At 39.4% G+C, this 6,061-nt stretch carries 6 protein-coding genes; 3 read left to right on the top strand and 3 right to left on the bottom strand.

The annotated features are described in order from the left end of the window. Positions 1–223: 223 nt before the first annotated feature. Both ESV85_RS10115 and folE read left to right on the top strand, forming a co-directional pair. On the top strand, positions 224–634 hold the full coding sequence (locus tag ESV85_RS10115) for a 6-pyruvoyl trahydropterin synthase family protein (protein ID WP_146917138.1): 411 nt from the start codon (positions 224–226) through the stop codon (positions 632–634). After that, positions 594–1,298 (top strand): GTP cyclohydrolase I FolE, encoded by a 705-nt coding sequence (gene folE / locus ESV85_RS10120; RefSeq protein ID WP_146917139.1) that lies wholly within the window; start codon positions 594–596, stop codon positions 1,296–1,298. Before ESV85_RS10115 ends, folE begins: the two co-directional genes overlap by 41 nt. A gap of 188 nt (positions 1,299–1,486) precedes the next feature. On the opposite strand, the gene ESV85_RS10125 is transcribed toward folE, so the two are convergent. The 3 genes from ESV85_RS10125 to ESV85_RS10135 form a co-directional block, all read right to left on the bottom strand. Next, positions 1,487–1,849 carry a hypothetical protein gene (locus ESV85_RS10125; protein WP_146917142.1) on the bottom strand — a complete coding sequence of 121 codons (363 nt, stop codon included), beginning with the start codon at positions 1,847–1,849 and terminating at the stop codon, positions 1,487–1,489. A 175-nt stretch (positions 1,850–2,024) separates the two neighbouring features. Next, positions 2,025–2,480, bottom strand: coding sequence for a DUF4174 domain-containing protein (locus ESV85_RS10130; protein WP_146917144.1), 456 nt, complete (start codon positions 2,478–2,480; stop codon positions 2,025–2,027). 2 nt (positions 2,481–2,482) lie between these two features. Beyond that, positions 2,483–5,200, bottom strand: a complete 2,718-nt coding sequence (locus ESV85_RS10135) for a DUF6797 domain-containing protein (RefSeq protein WP_146917146.1) — start codon at positions 5,198–5,200, stop codon at positions 2,483–2,485. Between the two features lie 530 nt (positions 5,201–5,730). Here ESV85_RS10135 and ESV85_RS10140 point away from each other — a divergent pair. After that, positions 5,731–5,982, top strand: a complete 252-nt coding sequence (locus ESV85_RS10140; protein WP_146917149.1) for a hypothetical protein — start codon at positions 5,731–5,733, stop codon at positions 5,980–5,982. The last annotated feature ends 79 nt before the right edge of the window (positions 5,983–6,061 follow it).

The following is a 6,061-nucleotide window of genomic DNA, read 5'->3' on the forward strand; positions in this document are numbered from 1 at the left end:
ATTTTGACCATAAAAGATGTGAATTATTTTTCGTGAACCTTCTCAGCGGCTTTATCCGTTCTTGGCTATACGAGATAGGACTTTGATTTTGGTACCAATTATTAATCTGTAATTTTGCGTTTCCAAAATTATTTACCTGTCAATCAGGATACTTCTAGTACTCTAACAGACAAATAGAAAAATAATTCAAACAAAAATAGAAAAGCGGCTGTTTCAGCATTCCATGAAAGTATCAGTTTACAGAAAAGAACATTTCAACGCGGCACATCGCCTTCATAATCCTGACTGGTCAGATGAACAAAATCAAGCCGTTTTTGGAAAGTGCAATAATCCCCATTTCCATGGTCACAACTATGAATTGGTTGTGAAGCTGAAAGGGGAAGTAGATCCGCAAACTGGCTATGTTTATGACATGAAAGTGCTTAGTGACTTGATCAAGGAGCATGTGTTGAGGAAATTAGATCACAAAAATTTAAACCTGGATACCGATGAATTCAAAGAACTTAACCCAACCGCTGAGAACATTGCAGTGGTTATTTGGAATATTTTAAGGGAAAAAATTGATCGAAAATTCGAGTTAACGATTCGACTTTATGAAACAGAAAGAAACTTTGTTGAATACGATGGGAATTAAAATCGCCCGCGCTTCATTTGAGGAAATCGGTGAAGACCACGTAGGAACTTCCCTGGAGACTCCCCTTCGTGAGGATGCTTTCGAAATGGATGATGAGCTGAAAGTAGAGTTGATCGAGAAGCATTTCAGAGAAATCATGAACATCATGGGGCTGGATCTCACAGATGACAGTCTCAAAGGCACTCCGCATCGTGTAGCAAAGATGTATGTGAAGGAAGTATTCTCTGGGCTGAATCCTAAGAATAAGCCTGTCGCAAAGCTTTTTGAAAATAAATACAAGTATAATGAGATGCTGGTAGAGAAGGATATCACCGTACATTCTCACTGCGAGCATCATTTCGTGCCGATATACGGAAAAGCCCACGTGGCCTACATTTCCAATGGAAGCGTAATCGGACTATCCAAAATCAACCGAATCGTGCAGTATTTCTCTCAGCGCCCACAAGTGCAGGAGAGACTGACCATGCAGATCGGGAATGAACTGAAAGAGGCGCTTGGAACAGACGATGTGGCGGTGATCATCGATGCTTATCACATGTGTGTCAGCTCCAGAGGGGTGAAGGACACGCAAAGTTCTACGGTGACTTCTTTTTACTCAGGGAAATTCGAAAAAGACGAGCAATCAAGAAACGAATTCATACAGTACATCAGTCTTGAAAAGTAACAACTGAAGACGAAAACCAACATTGAAACCGGGCTGTAAGGCTCGGTTTTTTTTATGCTTTTTTTTAACCGCTAAGGGCGCGAAGAAAGCGCGAAGTAGTGCGGGGTTTGTTGTCTTGCTTCTCGAGGGGGTGGACTTGTTAAGTTTGGGGAATTATGAAGGAGTTTTACTGTTTGTTAGCATCAGTTTCACTTGCTCCCTTCTAAATAAACTATTAGTGTATCAGACTTTATCCCAAAATTGTTAACTGGTTTAAATGTTGAATCAACCTTCTGGGAATATTGCCATTCGTTACTTTCTCTGATTATATGAATTTCAAATGTCGAAAAACCCTCTTTTGTTACAAGTATTGTGCGGTCGGAAAGAAGACCAGTTATTTCTTGAATTTCACAAAACCCTGTTGAGTCAGTCATACAATTATAACCTTGAATGTCAATTTTGGCGTTTTCTATTGGCTTGTCACTTTTTCTATCTAGCACTAATACTTTTTGTTCTAATGCATAATCACAAGAACATACAATTAGAGCAATAACTAGAATCACATGTCTCATATTCGATATTTGTTAAATTGAAGCCAACACTTTTATTTACCCAACTCCCTTTACCCTATTGCGTCTATATCGCAATTGTCCACAGGTGTTAAGAGTCTGATGACACCAAATTAATAATTTCGTTTAAATTGAGCTTAGATTTGTGATATTAAAAAGCTTAGTCTTTTTTGATTACTTAAAAGTCAGGCTTATTTCTCAAGCTGTCTTTTTTTATTTCTGACCTTCTCATCGGCATTTGGTCTATTGTTGCAAATAGCTCTTCACAGGTTAATAGCTCATTTTTCCGGAGTTTTATTCCCCCATCCAGACCAAGTAGTGTAACTTCGAAGACAGTTTCAGATTTTTTAATATGCTGAAGATCGTTTTCTGATTTATGCCAATTTGCATCCTCTCGAAGTCCTTTTTTAAATTGTTCCGTAGTAGTCTGATAAATTATAAGACGCCTTTCTTCCAAACCTTTCTGATGTTCCTTCAATTCTAGAATTTGTGATTTAAAAAGTGGAGAGGTAGAATCATTTGAATGAACGATTATCACACGATTTTTCCATTGATGAGAAGAAAGAGTTTGTGCATTGCCTGGGGAAAGGACCATATATAAAAAAGCGATGAAGAATAATCTCAAGTTGATCATACTTACCTAGCCGCGATTTCTCCCAATTGGTGAATTGTATTCTGAATTGATCCTTCAATACTTTTACCATTTTTATCCTTCACCTGGTATTGAATTTCCATGACCCAAGTTGGTTTGATGTCGGGAATAGTCAGTAGTATCGTCTTTTTGTCCTTCCCTAATTCCGCTTTGGTGACAGACAACGTTTTTTCATTGTAGTGCTTTGATCCGTAATTTCTTGATCTCAACAAATCCCATGTTTCCACGGTATAGTTTGTGATTTGATTGACGCTGGATGGATCCAGTTCGGCTGTAAAACTTAGCTCAATCCCTGCGGTAGTGGCTTTGATTTCAATTGGAATAACCATGGGCTGATCTACTTTTCTTATTCGATAAAGCCCACCCAATTGTGGCTGGGTAGAACCCCAAGCAGATAAACCACAGAGGTATAATTGCTCATCTCCAGGATTAAATCTTCCGCGCATCACACCGGTAGAAAATCTCGGAATCGGTAATTCGAAAATGCCTCCCTGGACTTGCTCTCCAACTGTCTCGTATGGAATTACAAAGATTTTTCCATACCCGTAGGAGAAGTTCAGAAGTTTTCCGTCTAATGCTCCCCACTTTTTGCTATCTACCCAAAGTAGTTCGGAGGGTGACTGATCTATATCCCGCTCTACCCAAACCAAAGGAAGTTCCATTCCATTTTCGGTGCTGTCAGGAGGAGGATTGTAACTGAACATGTTTCCATAGAATCCACCTTCTTTTACCCAGTTGATTCTATTCATTGGGTTCCAGTGACCTTCCTGATCTGTCACGATAAAAGTGCCATCAGGATTGATGCAGACTCCATTTGCCGCTCTGAATCCTTTTGCGATGATATCTGTCTTTTTACCATCCTTGCTCACTTTGATCAAGGTTCCATGTTGAGGAATCAAAGCCTCTCTGGCGTGACGGGCACTTTTCGCATAATAGAAATTTCCTTCATCATCGACCTGAAGCCCCATGGCAAATTCATGAAAGTGATCGGTGACCTGATGATCGTTGTTGAAGCTTTCGTAAAAGTCCGTTTCGTTGTCACCATTATAATCGTGCAAGCGAACAAGCTGATCTCTGCAGGTGACATAAATTTCCTCGTTTACTACTTTTATTCCCAAAGGCTGGAACAATCCAGAAGCGATACGTTGCCAGGTAAGTTCTCCGGAATCTTTCAGGAAACCTTCCACTAGCCATACGTCCCCGTCAGTGGAGCAAATCACACCTTTGTTGGGATCTTTGAAAAAGTCCAGACCACTTAGTCTGAATTGATTTTTCCAAGGACTGTCAAATGGCGGATTCAAAATATCTACTTGAAAGGGACCTTCTTGCTCACCTTTGATGATTTTGGTGGTCAACTTTTCAGGAAATCTTGGAGGACCGTCTTTAATCCTAGTCAAATCCTCTGGTGGTGGTAAAGATTTAGCAAATTCCTGGAGTCCTTGGGTACCGGATTTTGCCATCAATATCTTGATATTCAGATTTTGGTGAGGACTAACTTCCAATACATTAAAACCGCCCTGATCTTTCAAAACTGCTCCTTTACCTACCAAAGCAACAGCTGTAGCGCTTGGGGCAACTCTCATTTTAAGTGGTTTGTCAGAAGGAGATATGTTCAATGTTCGGGTGAAAACAGGCTGATCATCCAAATATTCCAGTCCAAAAGTTTCCAATACTCTTGCTTTGCCCACTGTGTAGGAAATAATCACCTGATTACCGTATTGGTACAGGCCCTCATAATGTGTCCACTCACGAGGTAATGGACCGAACTTTCGTTTATCTCTAGCTGTATACCTGGGATCATCAAAGCTGCCGGTTGCGGGATTTGCCCAAGCCGGTGCAACAGGGTTTTCAAAATGGAGATCACCAACGGTTCTTGGTGAAATATTGTGTTTTCCATTGAATAAAATGGCTTCCCAATCTATAAATCCTTCCCCAGTCCAAGCGCCTGCAACTCTCATAAGATCGTGATCAAACATCATCCAGGCTTTGCCCGCAGCAACTCCACCTTCTCCAGGATCTAGTCTTACGGCAATACCCTTATATGCGAAATTTGAATTAATTAGATCTTCATCTGGAAGCGGAGCAGGACCTGTGGAACGATTTCTTGGTGCGGCATCTTGGTCAACAAGTTCATAGGTGTTGATTAAAAAATTCCCATAATCCATTTCAGCCCAAGGCTTAAATTCTTTGGCCTCTGGGCCAGTATTTGTCCCGACCGGTAAGCTTGCTAAGTACGTCGAATCGAGGTCGATGTATTGAGTTGGATTTTCCTCCTTCAAAAAGGTTTCCCTTAAGTAATTGATGATGTCGTACTTTTCTACAGGAGTCAAATTGACTTGTGGAGGCATGGAGCCGTAGCCTCTGGTGAGCGTCTGATAGATGGAATAGGGATCTTTCCCTACTTTAAATTCATCTTTCCAAAACTTGAAAGCATTCGGCATAGAGCCTTCCTGATCGGGATTACCATGGCAATTGAAACAGATATTGTTGTAAATATGCTCGCCTGTCCGAATAGATTCCCCTTGACGGTCTCCCCATGCGGTAAGTAGACCTTGATGGTCTATATCTTTTTCATAATCTGGGAGGTCGGATTCCTGGAGGTTAAAACCAATGGTAGTTTCTGATTCCTTGGTATTGGAAGTACATCCTATGAAAATCAGAAGTAGTAAAAGGGAGTTTAAACCAAGCAGGAATTTTTTCATAGTTAAGTTAGGTGGGCTTATTTACTAGTTCTTTTTAAAATTCAATTCCTTTCAAGAATCGATTTTAAATTAAGGTAAACTTCTGATAGAGAGTAGAGAAAATAAATATTTCTTTGGGTGTACTATAAATTATTAAGACACTTTCTTTGAGAGCATACTGGTTAGCATTGTGAATTTGGGGCTAAATTCAATTATCTCTTTTATGATTTTAAGACCAGCGAGTTCTTTAGATTGGTTGTATTATCACATTGATGATGTTTTAAGAGGTCTTTCTCAGTGAAACCAACCGCAATTTTTTCCACGATCCGTTGAGGTTTTTACACATTATTTTATATTAAATAATTGATTTTATGTGTGTTATGTGGTGTAAGTCTACATTATATGCTTGGCATCGTATTCGCGCTATAATGGACGTATAAGTAAAAGGAAGCTAGATCAGCTGTTATACTGGCAGTGTTTTTAAGATCCGAAATAGGGTCAATTTAAGTAAGTCTTCTTTTTATGCATGTTTCATCAAAAATTATAATGTCATGAAAAAATTAACATATTTCTTACTATTAACCGTATTCAGTTTGTCAATCGCTGCTTGCTCAAACAAACAGATGAAGGTAGTAACTAGAGAAGACGGTGGCTCAAACTTGTCTAATTACACTACCTACGCTTGGGTTTCAGAATTGGAAAATATTCCTAATTCTTTTGCTTTGATTGGCTCAAATGAAACCTTGATTTTTAATCACTACTGTCCGAGAAACGGTTTAAAATTTAGGGGAAGCTTCGTTTGAGAAGCTTCCCCTTTTCTGTATTTTCAGTTTACCACAACCAATAAATACAGCAGATGAAAAATACACATTTCTTCGGACA

Source organism: Algoriphagus aquimarinus, from assembly GCF_007997215.1.
Lineage (GTDB): Bacteria > Bacteroidota > Bacteroidia > Cytophagales > Cyclobacteriaceae > Algoriphagus > Algoriphagus aquimarinus_A.